The organism is Inquilinus sp. (assembly GCF_057815775.1).
Window position 1 is genome coordinate 1 of the sequence record NZ_JBYRFX010000533.1, and the last position, 15,588, is coordinate 15,588.

The following is a 15,588-nucleotide window of genomic DNA, read 5'->3' on the forward strand; positions in this document are numbered from 1 at the left end:
TCGAAGTGCTCATGGGAGTGCTCCCGTAGGTGCAGTCTCTCCCAATCGTACCACGGATTTGGCACCAATTTGGCACTAGAACTGGCCGCGCTAGGGTGTTCCAGCATGCGCCGCATGTTCACTTAGTCGATTGAGATAAAAGGGCATTTTCTTCGACGGGGTGCACCATGTTCCGCCTTGAAACGGCTCAAAATGGGACTGAAAATCCCCGTGTCGGCGGTTCGACTCCGTCCCTGGGCACCATTCCCCTTGCCCCTTGAGAACGCTGGACTTGGCGGCTTTCCTGGCCTTTTCGGCCGGTCCCCGCAGTCGCTTCGCGCCTTTGACTCCACACAGGACTCCACACACGCGGCGAACGGCGTTCGCCTCCTGTTCCGGGTCGTGGCGGGTGGTGTCAGGAGAGGAGATCGCGCTCGAGGGCCGCGCTGATCTCGCGGTCGGCAGCGCGGCGATGATGTCTTCACCGGCCTAGCCCGTGCATCGACGCCATGTCGACGCCATACTGCCTTGCATTGATCGGAGTCGAATTTCGGATATCCAATTGCAGGATAGGAGAAGCAGCATGGCTTTGATAAACGGCACATCCGATCCGGACCTCCTTATTGCTGCGTTGCACCCAGATGGTTCTGACGGCGACGTCATCTTCGGATTGGGCGGCAACGATCTGATATACGGCTCCAGCGGAAGAGATCAGATCGACGGCGGCAGCGGCGACGATCGCGTGCAGGCAGGTGGCGGAGGGGACACCGTCTCCGGAGGAACAGGCAACGATGATCTGCATGGTGGCGACGACGCGGACACGGTGCGGGGTGGCGATGGCGACGATACTCTCGTCGGAGACAATGGTGACGACAGGCTTGAGGGCCAGAACGGGAATGATCAGCTGTACGGCGGGAGCGGGAACGATATTCTGGTCGGCGGCGCCGGAACAAACGGCCTGGATGGCGGCATCGGCGCAGATTTGATTATCGCTGGATCTGGCCGAGATTATATCGATGGAGGAGAAGATAACGCTCCATCCAATATTTCTGACTCGATCGATATCGTCTCATATCAGAACTCGTCTGCAGGTATTACCGCTAGTCTTCTGGTGGGCTATGCTGTCGGCGGTGATGCCGATGGCGATAGGCTCTTCAACCTGGAAGGGCTGATCGGTTCAAGTCATGACGACAAAGTTTTTGGCAGTGCCGCGGCAGATTGGATCTCCGGCGGCGGCGGTGATGACACGCTGTTTGGTGCTACCGGCGATGACACGCTGACCGGAGGCGACGGCAATGACACGCTCGTCGGAGAGGGTGGGGCGGATATTCTGGCGGGGGGCAATGGAATTGACTGGGTCTACTATCATACCGCGCAAGGTCCCGTGACCGTCAACTTTCAGACCGGGGTAGGAGGGCTCTTCTTCGATCCCAATGGAGTCTTCTTCCTCAGTGAACGGGATACGTATACCGGCATCGAGAACGCGCTCGGCTCTACATTTGCCGATACCCTCATCGGCAATGCTGTCACCAACGTCTTGATTGGCAATGTCGGAGCGGACACTCTGACCGGGGGTGCCGACAACGACTATTTCGCTTATCGGACTCTCTCTGAGAGCACTGTCGCTGCAGCGGGCCGAGACACCATCACCGATTTCTCCCATGCCGAAGACGACAAGATCGACCTCCGCCCAATCGATGCGGATGGGAATGCGGCCAACGGCAATACGGCCTTCACCTTCACCCCTGGCGGCGTCTTCTCCGGTTCCGGCCACGAGGTGATCATCCAGGCGGCCGGGGCGGGGGTCTACACCGTCCTTGCTGACGTCAATGGCGACAAGGTGGCCGACATGGCGATCACGGTGCATTCGACGACGGCGCTGGTGGCCAGCGACTTCATGCTCTGATGGCTAGGTGGCCCCAGCCGGAGCTAGGGCCACCCATTTCAGAAAGGATCCGGTGCCTCCCGGCAAAATCTGCACGACATCTTGCCGGTCTACGGAGTAGGGCGAGGCCGCCATCCGCCTTTCTCAGAGCAGCAGGTCCCCGGCAACCAGGGCCGTCGCCGATTGGACATTGATCGTCATGTCCGCGATACCGTCGCCGTCGATGTCGGCCAGGACGACGAAGCTGCCGCCGCTGCCCTGCACGATCACCTCGTGACCCGAACCGGTGAAGGCGCCGCCGGCTGTGAAGATAAAGGCGGTGTTGCCGTTTGCCGCATTGCCGTCGGCATCGATCGGCCGCAGGTCGATCTTGTCGCCCTGTGCCTGCGAGAAGTCGGTGATGGTGTCCGCAGTTAGCGCCGTGCTGTCACTCACGGCCTGGTAGGTGAAATAGTCGTTGGCGCCGCCGCCGGTCAGCGTATCGGCCCCGGTGTTGCCGAGCAGGACATTGGTCTGGTCCCCACCGGTCAGCGTATCGGCATAGATCGAGCCGTAGATGTTCTCGATGCTCGAATAGGTGTCGCCCTGGGCGTCGCCACCCGATCCGCTGCCGAGCTGGAGGTCGGCGGTCACTCCGGCGGTGCCGGTGTGGTAGTAGGCCCAATCCGTGCCGTTGCCGCCGTTCAGTATGTCCGCCCCGGTACCGCCGATCAGCTTGTCGTTGCCGTCCCCGCCCTGGAGGGTGTCGTCATCGGCCAGGCCATAGGCGGTGTCGTCGCCGCCCCCGCCGGCCAGTGTATCGTTGCCGGCAAGGCCGGTCAGCCGGTCGTCTCCCAGGCCTCCGGAGAGGGTATTGGCCGCGGCGGAGCCGGTCAGGACATCATTGAGCGACGCGCCGACGATGTTCTCGATATCGCGCCCGATGATGTCGCCCTCGGCATCCCCGCCGATGCCGATGCCGCCGATGGTCACGGTCACGCTTTCGTCTTCCAATGGTCCCGTGCCGGGGCCGCCATCGTTACCGCCATAGGTGATGGTGTCGATGCCGTCGCCGCCGCTCAGCGTGCTGGCGCCGTAGCCGCCATGCAGGACATCGTTTCCGCCAAGGCCGCTCAGGACATCGCCGCTGCTGGCACCGCCATTCCCATCGAGAATGTTGTCGGCGTTCGATCCGGTCAGGACGTCGGAGTAGAGGGAGCCGGTCAGGTTCTCGATATCGGCCCCGACGAAGTCCGTCCAATCGCCGACGCCACCGATCGTGACCGACGCTCCCCCATCGCCATGCCGGTTCGTGTAGGCGAGCGTGTCGATGCCATCACCGCCGTTGTAGCGGTTGATGCCCTGATTAACCGATCCTCCCGGTAGCGCAAAAATTACATCATTGCCGGCGCCACCATTCAAAGTGTCGCTGTTCGTAGTGTTGTCGTCATCGTCGTAGAGAGCGTCATTCCCGTCCAGACCATTGAGAATATCGCTGCCCGATGTGGAGTGAAGCGAGTCGTTCCCGGACGTGCCATTGATGATGGCCATCGCGTTTCCCCCTTTGCTGAAATTGCTTGAATATTAATTTTTGGTAACAATTGTCAGCATATCACGGCCTAAATTAGGCGCAATATCCTCATTTTTTAGCGAACAATGGGCAATGCGACCGGCGAGAAGCGGGTCGGCCTGCCGCATCGTGGCGTCGCCCCACGATCCGGCGTGCAGACGCAGGCAATTCGTCCGAGCCGACCCTCTCGATTACCAGATGCCTGCACGGGCCACAGCCCCGGCCGGACTACCCGTTCAGGCGGAAGGTCCCGCTTTCGGCGACGAAGCGCCGGTAATCCGCCAGCGGGTAGCGGGCACCGTCGGCATCGGCCCGCTGCCGGTCGAGGTCGGGGGTGTTGGCGGGGTCGAGCAGGGCCAGCCAGGACCAGATGACCTGGAACGGCGCCCGGTTCCGCATGCTCTTCATCGCCCGGTACAGCATGCCGCGCTCCAGCTGGCTGGGCGTGGTGCCGGTCTCCCACTTGGCCAGGTAGCTCTTGAGGATCCGGGTCGCCTCCCGGCGCCGCTCCGCATCGCCGTTGATCGCCATCGCCGTCTCCATGTTCCTGAGCGGGACCAGGGCAGCGGATCCAAGCCGGCGCCCACGATCCTCGCGGCGCCGGATATTCGGCGATGGCGCCATCATGACAGGTTGGCGACGCCACGTCCGATTGATGTTCCGGACGCGGCGCGCGCTTGCCTACTCCGCCGGCACCGTGGCGGGCACAGCCCGGGGCCGTTCCAGATTGGGCAGGAACACGGTCAGGACCCCGATCAGCGGCAGGAACGAGCAGAGGTGGTAGACGAAGCCGATGCTGGTGAGATCGGCGATCTCGCCCAGCACGGCGGCGCCGATGCCGCCCATGCCGAAGGCGAAGCCGAAGAACAGCCCGGCGATGGTGCCGGTCTTGCCCGGCACCAGCTCCTGCGCATAGACGACGATGGCGGAGAAGGCCGAGGCCAGGATCAGGCCGATGATCACGGTCAGGATCACGGTCCCGGTCAGCCCGGCATAGGGCAGGGCCAGGGTGAAGGGCAGCACGCCCAGGATCGAGCCCCAGATCACGTATTTGCGGCCGAACCGGTCGCCGATCGGGCCGCCGATGATGGTGCCGGCCGCGACCGCGCCGAGGAAGATGAACAGGTGGATCTGGGCGCTCTGCACCGACACGTGGAAGGTCTGGATCAGGTAGAAGGTGTAGTAGCTCGTCAGGCTCGCCAGGTAGATGTACTTGGAGAAGACCAGCATGCCGAGGACGCCGAGGGCGATGCCGATCTGGCGGCGCGGCAGCATGACGGCGCTGGTCGCCCGGCGCGGCTTGGCCTTCGCGCTCAGCCGATGCCGCTGGTACCAGATGCCAACCCCGGTCAGCACCATGATGGCGAGCAGTGCCGCGGCGGAGAACCAGCCGATGCTGCCCTGGCCGCGCGGCAGCACGATGAAGGCGGCCAGCAGCGGGCCGATGGCCGAGCCGATATTGCCGCCGACCTGGAACACCGACTGCGCCAGCCCATGCCGGCCGCCGGACGCCAGCCGGGCGATGCGCGAGGATTCCGGGTGGAACACCGACGAGCCCATGCCGACCAGCGCGGCGCCGAGCAGCAGCACCGGGAAGCTCGGCGCGACCGACAGGACGATCAGGCCGACCAGGGTGAAGCCCATGCCGAGCGGCAGCGAGAAGGGCTGCGGCTTGCGGTCGGTGTAGAGGCCGATCGCCGGCTGCAGGATCGAGGCGGTGAGCTGGAACACGAAGGTGATCAGCCCGACCTGGCCGAAATCGAGGCCGAAGTTGGTCGCCAACATCGGATACAGCGCCGGCAGCAGCGACTGCATCATGTCGTTCAGCAGGTGGCTGAAGCTGATTGCCGCGAGAATGACGAACACCGTCTTCTCGGCGTCCGGCCGGCCCGCTGTCTGGTTCAGGTCGGGCGTGCTGCCCGCGATCGCTGTTCCGCTCGTCATGTCGATGTTCCCGATGCCCGCTGAGCGGCGCACCTCAAGCCGTCCGGGGACGAGAGTGTCTCCGGTTCGATGCCAACATACGCCTTTGCCGTCGATCTGCTTTCGTGCTTTGGTCTGATATCTTCGAGAGTGGGCCATGGTTCGAGATGTCGCACCGCCGGACTACGAGTCCGTCCCGCGCCCGGTCGTGGCCATCGGCAACGACTATCCCGCGCATTATGTGATCCTGCCGCACCGGCACCGGCGGTCGCAACTGCTGCTCGGCATCGACGGCGTGCTGATGGTCCGCACCGAGCAGGGACGCTGGGTGGTGCCGCCCGAACGCGCCGTGTGGATCCCCGGCGGCATCACCCATGACGTCCAGCCGGTCGGGGCGGTCCGGGTGCGCAGCGTCTATATCGAGCCGGATGCCATCGCCGGGCTGCCGACGGAATGCCAGGTGGTCGGCGTCTCGCCGCTGATGCGCAGCCTGCTGATCGAGGCCGTCGACCTGCCGATGGAATACGATCCGGACAGCCGGGCAGGGCTGATCATGGCCCTGATCCTGGAAGAAATCGGGCGGATGCCGGTGCTGCCGCTCAACCTGCCGCTGCCGGGCCATGCGGCGCTGGCCGCCCGCTGCCGCCATTTCCTGGACGGACCGACGCCGCACGACACCATCGATGACTGGTGCGATGCCCTGGCGATGAGCCGCCGCGCCTTCACCCGCCTGTTCCGGCAGGAGACCGGCCTCAGCCTGTCCGCCTGGCGGCAGCAGGCCTGCCTGTTCGCGGCGCTGCCGCGGCTGGCGGCGGGCGAGGCGGTGACGGGGGTCGCCCTCGACCTCGGCTATGACAGCGCCGCCGCCTTCACCACCATGTTCAAGCGCATGCTGGGTGCCCCGCCCAGCCGCTACTTCGCAGCGGGCTCCGGCGGCGCGGGATCCAGCCCGTAGGAGGTGACGCGCAACGCCTCCCGGATGTCGGGGATCGCCGCCTCCGCCGCCTCGTAACCCAGGTCGATCATCTCGGCGGCGCGGTCGAATTCGGCGCTGCCGATATGGCCCAGCCGCGGCGCGATCAGCACATCAGGCGGCTCGGCCGCCAGGCGGCTGCGCCCGGTGCGGTCGAGCACGATGTTCAGCGACGCCATCATCACGCCGAACAGGCTGGGCGCGTTCGGGTCGCGGCGGAACAGCTTGCGGGCGATGCCGTTGATGCCGCTCAGCAGGCCGCCGCCCGGCATCAGCTCCAGGACGTCGAAGCCGGAGACGAGGGCATAGCCGCCCTCCGGCACCCGGGTCTTGCCCATGATGTCGCCGTTCAGGTTGACCGCGATCACCACCTCGGCGCCCAGGGCCCGGCAGATCGAGACCGGCACCGGGTTGACCAGGGCGCCGTCGACCAGCATGTGGCGGCCGACCCGGCGGGGCGGGAACACGCCGGGCAGGGCGTAGGAGGCCTGGATCACATCGGAAATCCGGCCGCTGCTCAGGCACACCTCGTGGCCGGTGAACAGGTCGACGCAGCCGACGCCGAACGGCACGCCAAGATCCTCGATGCGCAGGTCGCCGAAGCTCTGGTCCAGCAGGCGGCCCAGCTTGCGGCCGCTGATCAGGCTGGGCTGGCCCAGGCCGAAATCGAGATAGGAGATCATCCGCTGCCGATCCAGCCCGCGGGCCCAGGCCTCCAGCACGTCCAGCCGGCCGGAGAGATGGGCGGCGCCGGCCAGGGCGCCGACCGAGGTGCCGCACACCACCTGCGGCTTGATGCCGGCGGCATCGAGCGCGCGCAGCACGCCGATATGGGCCCAGCCGCGGGCGATGCCGCCGCCGAGGGTCAGGCCCAGGACCGGCGGGGCGCCGCTGTCAGCATCCATCGTCATTGCTGGTCGATCCTCGTGATCCGGCCGCCGATATCCGGGGTGATGGTCTTCCGGGCGCTGACATAGTCCATCACCACCGTCGCCATCAGCCGCCCGCCCGAGATGTCGACCAGCACCTTGCCCTGGGTCATCACGGCATAGCCGTCGCCGCCGGCGACCATGTAGTCGTTGGTGGCAACTTTGTAGACGGCCGCGTCGTCCAGCGGCTGGCCGCCGATCGTGACCGACACCACCCGGCTGCCCGGCGGCCTGGCCGAATTCCAGGTGAAGGCCAGGCCCGAGACCTGGGGGAAGCGGCCGACGACGCCTTCGACCTGGGACACGCCGTTTTCCAGCGCCGCGCGGATCTGGGCGCCGGTCAGCTCGATCAGCACCGCGACATTGCCGAAGGGCAGCTCGGCCAGGATGTCCTTGCGCGTCAGCTCAGTGCCGGCCGGGGATCAGCCGGTCGCCGCGGATGCCGCCGCCATTGACGATCGCGACCTGGGCACCGGATGTGCCCCAGCGCAGTGCGTCGGCGATCAGGTCGCCCATCGTGGTCTCGACGGTGCGGACCTGGCCGCGCTGGCTGTCCAGCAGGATCTCGGTCTTGCCGATGACGATGCCCAGCGCGTCGTCCAGTGCCTTGTTGAAGCCGTCGACCTTGGCCTGGATCACTGGATCGGGCGTAACGCCGGCGGTCGGGCGGACCTCCCAGCTCGGCAGCACGGCGATGACCGGCCCATCCTTGGTGTCGCGGGTCGAAATCTCCAGTTCGACCACGCCGAGATAGTGGGAATCGTAGCCGGCTTTGAAGATCAGGACGTTGTTTTCGTAGAACATGATCGGGTCGTGGTCGTGCCCGCCCAGCACCAAATGCAGCCCCTTCACCGACTGTGCCAGCTGGCGGTCCTGGGCGATGCCGAGATGGGTCAGCGCCACCAGGATGTTGGCACCCTGGGCCTTGAGCGCTTCCACCGCCTGCTTCGTGGTGGCGATAATGTCGGCGAAGCGGACGTCCGGCCCGGGGCTCGACAGCACCGCCGTATCCGGCGTCAGGATGCCGAGGAAGCCGATGGTGTAGTCGCCGATTTGGCGGGTCGCGGTGGCGACGCCGCCGCCGAAGGGTTTGCCGTCCTTGCCCAGGACATTGGTGCCGAGCCAGGGGAATTTCGATTCGCCGATGCGCTGCGCCGCCAGCTCCGGCCCGTAGTCGAATTCGTGGTTGCCCCAGACCGCGTAGTCGACGCCGATGGCGTTGAACAGGTCGATCATCTGCGAGCCCTTGGTCAGGCCCGACATGACGGAGGGCGACAGCGTGTCGCCGCCGAAGGTGGTGATGCTGTGCGGATTGGCGGCGCGCGCCTGCTGCAGCAGCGTCGCCAATTGCCCGAAACCGCCCTGGCCGCGCACCGGGGCGATCTCGTAGACGTCGTTCACATGCAGGAAGGCCAGGCGCAGCGGCGCGGCCGCCGCCCAGCCCGGCAGCGGGGCCGCGGCGAACAGCGTGGCGAGCATGACCTGGCGGCGTGACGGGCCCTGCATGGTGGGAATCTCCTCGGGATAGCGGCCCCAGCATGGACCGGCCCGCCGCCGGATGTCATCCTCCGCCCGCGTTTCGGAGTGGCGAAAGAGAACGGATCGAATGGGCCTCTATCATCCGGCGACGGCCGACACCGCCCGCACCGTTCCGAGCTATTGGGAAGCCACCGCCGGCCCGGCGCCGGAGGGCTGCGTGCCGCTGTCGGGCGACGAATCCTGCGACGTCGCCATCATCGGTGGTGGCTACACCGGGCTGTCGGCGGCGCTGCATCTGGCGCGCGATCTCGGCACCGATGTCCGGGTGCTGGAGGCGGGGCCGATCGGCTGGGGCGCATCCGGCCGTAATGGCGGCTTCAACTGCGTCGGCGCGGCCAAGCTGTCCGGCCAGGCGATGCTGAAGCGCGTCGGCCGTGACGAGGTGCGCCGCTATTACGCCGCCCAGGTCGAGGCGACCGAGCTGGTGGCCGAGCTCGCCCGCGGCGAGGCCATCGATTTCGAGCGCCAGGGCGACGGCGTCATCAGCGTCGCGCACAAGCCCGGCCGGGTGCACGAGCTGGAGGAGGAGGCGCGCTGGGACCGCGAGGTCACCGGTATGACCTCGACGCTGTGGAGCCGGGAGGAGCTGCGCGAGCGCGGCCATGCCGGGCCGGAGGCGCATGGCGCGCTGCACCACGCCGCCGGCTTCGGCCTGCACCCGCTGAAATACCATCGCGGCCTGACCCGTGCCGCCCTGGCCCGGGGCGCGAAGATCCACGACCGCAGCCGGGTGACGGGGTGGGAGCGGGATGGCGGCGGCCACCGGCTGGTCACCGCAGGCGGTTCGCTGCGGGCCAAGCGGGTGCTGATCGCCACCAACGGCTACACCACCGATGCGCTGCACCCCTATCTCGCCGGCACCTTCCTGCCGGCCCTGTCCAACATCGTCACCACCCGGCCGCTGACCGCGGCCGAGCAGGCGACCCAGGGCTGGACCACCGGGACGCCGCTGTCGGACACGCGCAACCTGCTGTTCTACTTCCGGCTGCTGGCGGATGGCCGGCTGCTGCTCGGCGCCCGCGGCGGGCTGTGGGGCAGCCCGGAGGAGGCGGCGGGCTATCGCCGTTGGCTGGAGGGGCGGATCGGCGTCGCCTATCCCGCCTGGCGCGATGTCGAGACCACGCATTTCTGGTCAGGCTTGGTCTGCCTGTCGGCCAATCTGACGCCGATGCTGGGCCAGGTGCCGGATGATCCCGGTGTCTGGTACGCCCTGGCCTACCACGGCAACGGCGTCGCCAGCGCCGGCTGGGCCGGCCGCGCCATCGCCCATGCCATGACCGGCGGCCCGGTGCCGGGCGTCGGCATCCCGGCGCTGATGGCGACGGCGCCGACCCGCTTCCCGCTCGGCCCCTGGCGGCGCTGGCTGCTGAAGGCGGCCTATCTCAAGTTCATGATGCAGGATCTGCTCTGACGCCGGGTCGGCCCCGCATTCCCAGCATTTGGCCGCCGGGCGGTCCGACCGTAGCCTTTCCTGCGGGCTTGGCCGGAGACGTGACGCCGTGAAGATCCTGACGCTGCAGAACAACGACATCTCGCCATCCGGCGTGATCGGCGCCGCCATCGCCGAGGCCGGCGGCACAGAGGATGTCCGCTTCCCCGAGCATGGCGATGCCATGCCCGGCGACGCGTCTGGCCATGACGGGTTGCTGGTGCTCGGCGGCACCCAGCATGCCGCCGACGATGTCGCGCATCCCCATCTGCCGGGGCAGATCGAGGTGATCCGCGCCTTCGCCGCGGCCGGCAAGCCGGTGCTGGGCGTCTGCCTCGGCAGCCAGCTGCTGGCCCGCGCCCTGGGCGGCACGGTCCGGCGCCATCACACGGCGGAGGTCGGCTTCACCCCGATCCAGGCCACATCAGCGGGAGAGGCCGACCCGCTGCTGCGGGGGCTGGCGCCGCTGCCGCGGCTGATGCACTGGCACTACGACACCTTCGATTTGCCGGCCGGGGCGACGCTGCTGGCGACCAATCCGGTCTGCGCCCACCAAGCCTTCACCGCCGGCCCAGGCCTGTACGGGCTGCAGTTCCACCTCGAGGTCACGGTGGAGATCGTCCAGGGCTGGGTCGACGGCTTCTCGGCCGCGGCGCGCGACCTGTTCCCGGACTTCTATGCCGGCTATCGCGACCAGCTGGCGAACGACCACCCCGCCGCCGCCGCCTTCGGCCGCCAGGTCGGGCTGCGCTGGATGGACATGGTCGCCCGGGCGCGGCGGCAGCAGGCGGCCTGAGGCCGATCAGCCCCCCGGCAGCATCCGGCGCAGCACGCCGTCGCGCAGCACATGATGGTGGACCAGCGCCGCGACCGCATGCACGGCGGCCAGGCCGATGATGATCCAGGCGACATCGTAGTGCAGCCCGCCGAACAGCTCCGCCAGATCATGGTCCGGGGCGAAGGCGGTGGGCACCGAGAACAAGCCGAAGAACTGGAACGGCTCGCCCTGGGCCCAGCGGTACAGGAAGGCCAGGACCACCTGGGCCACCAGCAGCAGGTACAGCGCATAATGCGCGGCCTTGGCGGCCAGATGCTGCAGCCCGGAACTGGCGGGTGGCAGGCGGCGTCCACGGCCGCTGCGCCAGAACAGCCGCACCACCAGCACGACGGTCAGCAGCAGGCCGAGCGAGATGTGCAGCGACTGGGCGCCCTTGCGCAGCGGCGTGCCGCGCGGCAGGAAGCCCCAGGTCTCGGCCAGGGCGAACAGCGTGATCACCAGCACCGCCGTCAGCCAGTGCAGGGTGATCGTCACCGGGTCGTAGCGCCGGTCGGACCGGTCGATCGGGGCCGTGGTCGGGACGGCCTGTTGGATCGTCATATCGATGCTCGTGGATGGGGTGGTAACTGACGGGGGGCTGGCGGCGCGCGATCGCGACCGGATCCTGTTCGCTATTATGTCCGACCTGGTTACGGCTGCCGAACGATCACAGCCGCGACATCAGCGTGGCGAAGCGGGTCAGGCCCTCCGGCCAGGGGCCATGGCCGCTGGTCTTGTCCAGATGCCCGGCATCGCCGGCATCGGCAAAGCTGCTGCCCCAGGCCGCCGCCAGGTCTTCGGCCACCGCCAGGGTGCAATGCGGATCGGTGGCGCTGCCGACCAGCAGCGACGGGAAGGGCAGCGGGTCGCGCGGCACGTCTTCATAGCCGGTGACCGCCATGCCCCCCGCCGTCGCGCCGGCCGACACATCCGGGGGGGCGACCAGCAGCGCCCCGGCGACGCGGCCGTTCAGGCGCGGTGCAGCAAAGACGACGGTCAGCACGCCCAGGGAATGGGCGACCAGCACGACCGGCTTGTCCGCACTTTCGACCGCGGCGACCAGGGCTTCGACCCGCATGGCGCGGTCGGCCGGATCGTCCGCATGGCCGACCCAGCGCGCGGTCTTCAGCCGCGATTCCCAGCGCGATTGCCAATGGGCTTCGTCCGGGGTCGACAGGCCCGGGACCATGAGGATCTGTGCGTCGGCGGATTTCATGGAGCTTCGATGCCAAGCGGGGAGGGGAGGGCATTAATTGTGCCTGCCATCGCCGGGGGTCAAGCGCCGGCCACTGTCGTGGCCAACCCTTGTCGTAGCCCTAACGCTTGCCGATCTCGGCCATGTCGAACGGCGTCGTCTGGTACAGGTGGTTGATCCAGTTGCCGAACAGCAGGTGGGCGTGGCTGCGCCAGCGGTTCTGGGGCGGCTGGTCCGGGTTGTCCTGCGGGAAATAGTCGTGCGGCGGCGCGATCGGCTTCCGGGCGGCCAGGTCTCGGAAGTACTCGTCACCGAGCGAATTGGTGTCGTACTCGATGTGGTTGAACATCTGCAGCGACCGGTGGACCGGGTCGTCCAGCAGACACAGCCCCGCCTCGTCCGAATCCATCAGCACCGTCATGCCGCTGCCGGCGGGGATGTCGTCGCGCCGCACCTCGGTCCAGCGCGACACCGGGATGGCGAAGTCGTCGGAGAAGCCGCGCAGATAGGGCGAGGCCGGTTCCAGGATCTGGTGCCGGTACACGCCGAACATCTTCTCGCCCAGCGGGTGCTTGGCCATGCCGTGGAAATGGTGCACCGCCGCCTGGGCGCCCCAGCAGACGTTGAAGCAGCCATGGGCGTTGGTCTGCGTCCAGTCGAAGATGCGGCGCAGCTCATCCCAGTAGGACACCTGCGTGAACGGCATCGTCTCCACCGGCGCGCCGGTGATGATGAAGCCGTCGAACTTCTCGGCGCGGATGTCTTCCCAGTCGCGGTAGAATGAGATGATGTGGTCGCTGGGGGTGTTGCGCGGGACATGGTTGGTCATCTTGACCAGCACAAGCTCGACCTGCAGCGGCGAGGCGCCGAGCAGCCGGGCGAACTGAGTCTCGGTCTTGATCTTGTTCGGCATCAGGTTCAGCAGGCCGATGCGCATCGGCCTGATATCCTGGCGCACGGCTTCCGCCTCGAGCATCAGCATCACCCCTTCCGCTTCCAGGATGGAGCGGGCGGGCAGGCTGTCCGGAATCTTGATCGGCATCGACTCTGTCTGTCCCACGGCTGCGCGGGCAAATCCGACAGTGGCATGACCCGTTTCGTTGCCGGCTCGGCCACATCCTCCCTCTCGGGAGCGCCACCTTGCTCGGGAAGCAGGTTGGCGTCGGGCCATGCCCAACTCTTGATGTGCTTCGATATCTAGCCGGTCCGCTGCTTCTTTACAACTGGATGAATGCCGCAGCGGAGACCGTTGAGAAACGCAGGTGGCCGGGGCCCGTCCGGGTCAGGCGCCGGCGGCGTCCAGCGCCGCCGCCAGGGCCCGGAAGGGCAGCTCGACGCAGTCGTGACGGCTGCGCACGGTGCGAACCGGGGTGAAGATCTCCAGCTCCGGCCAGGGCGGGGCGGCACCCTCGCGCAGCATCGGCCGGATCGCCGCCGCGATCGCCCGCAGCGCAGCCGGGTCCTGGCCGATCGCCTTTTCCGCGATCAAGGCGGCCGACGCTTCGCACAGCACGCAGCCGCGCACGACATGGCCGAGCGTGGCCACGGTGCCGCCGGACAGGGTCAGGTCGATGGTGACGCGGTCACCGCACAGCGGGTTGTCGATCATCGCCGACCCGTCCGGCGCATCCAGCCGGCCGGCGCCGATCGCCTCGCGCGCGCGCTGCAGGATCGCCTGGTCGTAGAGCGCATCGATCATCGCGTCGCCCCTTTGGCACCGGTCAGGGTCGACAGCGTCTCGGGCGTGTCGACATCGAACAGCACGGTCGGGTCGCCGGCCTCGATCTCGACCACCTCGTCGGCGTGCTCGCCGATCAGATGGCGGGCGCCGACATCGCCGGCGACCGCGGCCATGGCCGGGAAGAAGCGCCGATCCCACAGCACCGGGTTGCCGCGCTTGCCGTGGTGGACCGGCACCACGATCGAACGGCCCTCCGTCGGCGCATAGGCGGCGACCAGCCGCTCGATCAGCCGCGGCGCGATCCGCGGCATGTCGCCGAGGCAGACCAGCGCGGCGTCGACCCCGTCCGGCAACGCTGCCAGCCCAGCGGCGAGCGAGGTGCTAAGCCCTTCGGCATAGCGCGGATTGGCGGTGAAGGTGACGGGGCGGTCCGGCAGCGCGGCCTCGACCTGCTCGCGCTCATGGCCGGTGACCACGACGATCGGCCCGATGCCCTGGGCGCCGAGCGCGGCGTCGACGGCATGGGCCAGCATCGGCTTGCCCTCGACCGGGGCCAGCAGCTTGTTCAGCTCGCCCATCCGGCGCGACTGGCCGGCGGCCAGCACGACGACACCGATCGTCGGGGCATGCGGCATGCCGTTCGTCTCCGTGGCGCGGTCGCGGGGCAGGGGGCGGCTCGGGATCTCCGCCAGCAGCCCGCCGACGCCCATCGCCATGACGTCGAGGCGGGTGACGTTGAGGCCGGCGGCGAGGCGCTGCAGCACCCAGTCGAAGCCGTTGAGCTTGGGCGAGCGGGCACAGCCAGGCAGGCCGAGCACCGGCATGGCGCCGATGCGGCCCATCAGCATCAAATTGCCGGGATCGACCGGCATGCCGAAATGCTCGACGATGCCGCCCGAAGCCTCGACCGCTGTCGGCAGTACGTCGCGCCGGTCGGTGATGGCCGAGGCGCCGATGATCAGCAGCAGGTCGAGCCCGATGTTCTGGACCATGCGGATCTCGCTGGTCAGCGCCGGGGCCTTGTGTTCCGACCGGCGTTCGCGCACCAGCGTGCCGCCCAGCCGGGCGATGCTGTCCGCCGTGATCTGCGCCGTCTTGTCGAGCACGGTGGGCTTGGTCGTCGGCAGCCGGGTCTGGATCAGCCCGACCTTCAGCGGCCGATAGCGGCCCAGGCGCAGCGCCGGCCCGCGCTCCGGCAGCGCCGACATCACCTCGACCAGCGCCACGGCGTCGCCTGGGGCTGCGAAGGGGATGATCTTGATCGTCGCCACCATCTGCTTCGGCGCGACTTCGGTCCATTCCGGCAGGGTGGCGATGGTGATGGATTCGTCCAGCCGGTTCAGCCGGTCGATCCGCTCGCGGTCGATGACCACCACGCCGGCGGCCTCGGCGAACAGGTTGACCCGGCCGGTGAAGGCGGCGCTGGCGGTCAGGCCGGGGCCCTGCAGCACCGTCGCCACCCGCTCCGCCGCCTGGTCCTCATGGATGTCGCCGCGCTCCAGCCGCGCCGCCTGGATCTCCTGCACCCCGGCGGCGCGCAAGGTCGCGGCTTCGGCCTCGCTCAGCCGCCGTCCCTTGCGGAACACCACGTCGCCTGCGGCCACGGTGTGGGCCAGGATCGCGCCGGCAGCCTCGGTGGTGGACAGGGTCCCGAAGATCACGCCGGCCTCTTCCCATGCGGTTCCTGGC

General features: G+C 67.9%; 15 protein-coding genes, 1 tRNA gene and 1 riboswitch. Of the genes, 5 read left to right on the forward strand and 11 right to left on the reverse strand.

The genetic code is table 11. The features are described 5' to 3' along the window. The first annotated feature begins 174 nt into the window (after positions 1-174). Positions 175-243, forward strand: a tRNA-Ser gene (locus AC3XYG_RS18545). Between the two features lie 319 nt (positions 244-562). Beyond that, the gene (locus tag AC3XYG_RS18550) at positions 563-1,885 is read left to right on the forward strand and encodes a calcium-binding protein (RefSeq protein ID WP_489141336.1); all 1,323 of its coding nucleotides are present in this window, start codon (positions 563-565) and stop codon (positions 1,883-1,885) included. Between the two features lie 123 nt (positions 1,886-2,008). On the opposite strand, the gene AC3XYG_RS18555 is transcribed toward AC3XYG_RS18550, so the two are convergent. The 3 genes from AC3XYG_RS18555 to AC3XYG_RS18565 all read right to left on the reverse strand — a co-directional run bounded on the left by AC3XYG_RS18555 (position 2,009) and on the right by AC3XYG_RS18565 (position 5,357). Beyond that, entirely contained in the window at positions 2,009-3,394 is a 1,386-nt protein-coding gene (locus AC3XYG_RS18555) for a calcium-binding protein (RefSeq protein WP_489141337.1), read from the reverse strand. Positions 3,395-3,641: 247 nt separating this feature from the next. Then, a complete protein-coding gene (locus AC3XYG_RS18560; protein ID WP_489141338.1) occupies positions 3,642-3,944 on the reverse strand; it encodes a hypothetical protein in 303 nt (100 codons plus the stop codon). 150 nt (positions 3,945-4,094) lie between these two features. After that, entirely contained in the window at positions 4,095-5,357 is a 1,263-nt protein-coding gene (locus AC3XYG_RS18565) for an MFS transporter (RefSeq protein WP_489141339.1), read from the reverse strand. Between the two features lie 136 nt (positions 5,358-5,493). On the opposite strand from AC3XYG_RS18565, the gene AC3XYG_RS18570 reads away from it, so the two are divergent. After that, positions 5,494-6,291, forward strand: coding sequence for an AraC family transcriptional regulator (locus AC3XYG_RS18570; RefSeq protein ID WP_489141340.1), 798 nt, complete (start codon positions 5,494-5,496; stop codon positions 6,289-6,291). Here the strand turns inward: AC3XYG_RS18570 and AC3XYG_RS18575 are convergent. Genes AC3XYG_RS18575 through AC3XYG_RS18585 form a run of 3 tightly spaced genes read right to left on the reverse strand, consistent with a single transcriptional unit; the run spans position 6,249 to position 8,744 of the window. Further along, entirely contained in the window at positions 6,249-7,220 is a 972-nt protein-coding gene (locus tag AC3XYG_RS18575) for a patatin-like phospholipase family protein (protein ID WP_489141341.1), read from the reverse strand. The two genes, AC3XYG_RS18570 and AC3XYG_RS18575, sit on opposite strands and share 43 nt — an antisense overlap. After that, complete coding sequence (locus tag AC3XYG_RS18580; protein WP_489141342.1) at positions 7,217-7,594, reverse strand: 5'-nucleotidase C-terminal domain-containing protein; 378 nt, start codon at positions 7,592-7,594, stop codon at positions 7,217-7,219. The genes AC3XYG_RS18575 and AC3XYG_RS18580 overlap by 4 nt, the downstream gene beginning before the upstream one ends. A 49-nt stretch (positions 7,595-7,643) precedes the next feature. Next, positions 7,644-8,744 carry a bifunctional metallophosphatase/5'-nucleotidase gene (locus AC3XYG_RS18585; RefSeq protein ID WP_489141343.1) on the reverse strand — a complete coding sequence of 367 codons (1,101 nt, stop codon included), beginning with the start codon at positions 8,742-8,744 and terminating at the stop codon, positions 7,644-7,646. Between the two features lie 100 nt (positions 8,745-8,844). Between AC3XYG_RS18585 and AC3XYG_RS18590 the strand changes: the two genes are divergently transcribed. Both AC3XYG_RS18590 and AC3XYG_RS18595 read left to right on the forward strand, forming a co-directional pair. Beyond that, entirely contained in the window at positions 8,845-10,188 is a 1,344-nt protein-coding gene (locus AC3XYG_RS18590) for an NAD(P)/FAD-dependent oxidoreductase (protein WP_489141344.1), read from the forward strand. 88 nt (positions 10,189-10,276) lie between these two features. Further along, on the forward strand, positions 10,277-11,002 hold the full coding sequence (locus AC3XYG_RS18595; RefSeq protein WP_489141345.1) for a type 1 glutamine amidotransferase: 726 nt from the start codon (positions 10,277-10,279) through the stop codon (positions 11,000-11,002). Positions 11,003-11,008: 6 nt separating this feature from the next. On the opposite strand, the gene AC3XYG_RS18600 is transcribed toward AC3XYG_RS18595, so the two are convergent. The 5 genes from AC3XYG_RS18600 to AC3XYG_RS18620 all read right to left on the reverse strand — a co-directional run. Then, complete coding sequence (locus AC3XYG_RS18600) at positions 11,009-11,584, reverse strand: cytochrome b (RefSeq protein WP_489141346.1); 576 nt, start codon at positions 11,582-11,584, stop codon at positions 11,009-11,011. Positions 11,585-11,690: 106 nt separating this feature from the next. Next, positions 11,691-12,239, reverse strand: a complete 549-nt coding sequence (locus AC3XYG_RS18605) for an RBBP9/YdeN family alpha/beta hydrolase (protein ID WP_489141347.1) — start codon at positions 12,237-12,239, stop codon at positions 11,691-11,693. Between the two features lie 100 nt (positions 12,240-12,339). Beyond that, positions 12,340-13,260: a homoserine O-succinyltransferase gene (locus AC3XYG_RS18610; protein WP_489141348.1), complete on the reverse strand. Its 921-nt coding sequence runs from the start codon at positions 13,258-13,260 to the stop codon at positions 12,340-12,342. A gap of 44 nt (positions 13,261-13,304) precedes the next feature. Continuing rightward, a riboswitch (SAM-I-IV-variant riboswitch) is annotated at positions 13,305-13,410 on the reverse strand. Between the two features lie 90 nt (positions 13,411-13,500). After that, positions 13,501-13,917 carry an iron-sulfur cluster assembly scaffold protein gene (locus AC3XYG_RS18615; protein ID WP_489141349.1) on the reverse strand — a complete coding sequence of 139 codons (417 nt, stop codon included), beginning with the start codon at positions 13,915-13,917 and terminating at the stop codon, positions 13,501-13,503. Further along, a partial coding sequence (locus AC3XYG_RS18620; RefSeq protein ID WP_489141350.1) for an NTP transferase domain-containing protein occupies positions 13,914-15,588 on the reverse strand: 1,675 nt, incomplete at its 5' end. The genes AC3XYG_RS18615 and AC3XYG_RS18620, both read right to left, overlap by 4 nt.

Bases quoted from the DNA above. Each gene is read 5' to 3' on its own strand.
- AC3XYG_RS18605 (WP_489141347.1), bottom strand. From the start codon at position 12,239: ATGAAATCCGCCGACGCACAGATCCTCATGGTCCCGGGCCTGTCGACC.
- AC3XYG_RS18565 (WP_489141339.1), bottom strand. From the start codon at position 5,357: ATGACGAGCGGAACAGCGATCGCGGGCAGCACGCCCGACCTGAACCAG.
- AC3XYG_RS18610 (WP_489141348.1), bottom strand. From the start codon at position 13,260: ATGCCGATCAAGATTCCGGACAGCCTGCCCGCCCGCTCCATCCTGGAA.
- AC3XYG_RS18615 (WP_489141349.1), bottom strand. From the start codon at position 13,917: ATGATCGATGCGCTCTACGACCAGGCGATCCTGCAGCGCGCGCGCGAG.
- AC3XYG_RS18590 (WP_489141344.1), top strand. From the start codon at position 8,845: ATGGGCCTCTATCATCCGGCGACGGCCGACACCGCCCGCACCGTTCCG.
- AC3XYG_RS18570 (WP_489141340.1), top strand. From the start codon at position 5,494: ATGGTTCGAGATGTCGCACCGCCGGACTACGAGTCCGTCCCGCGCCCG.
- AC3XYG_RS18560 (WP_489141338.1), bottom strand. From the start codon at position 3,944: ATGGCGATCAACGGCGATGCGGAGCGGCGCCGGGAGGCGACCCGGATC.
- AC3XYG_RS18575 (WP_489141341.1), bottom strand. From the start codon at position 7,220: ATGACGATGGATGCTGACAGCGGCGCCCCGCCGGTCCTGGGCCTGACC.
- AC3XYG_RS18550 (WP_489141336.1), top strand. From the start codon at position 563: ATGGCTTTGATAAACGGCACATCCGATCCGGACCTCCTTATTGCTGCG.
- AC3XYG_RS18585 (WP_489141343.1), bottom strand. From the start codon at position 8,744: ATGCAGGGCCCGTCACGCCGCCAGGTCATGCTCGCCACGCTGTTCGCC.
- AC3XYG_RS18555 (WP_489141337.1), bottom strand. From the start codon at position 3,394: ATGGCCATCATCAATGGCACGTCCGGGAACGACTCGCTTCACTCCACA.
- AC3XYG_RS18600 (WP_489141346.1), bottom strand. From the start codon at position 11,584: ATGACGATCCAACAGGCCGTCCCGACCACGGCCCCGATCGACCGGTCC.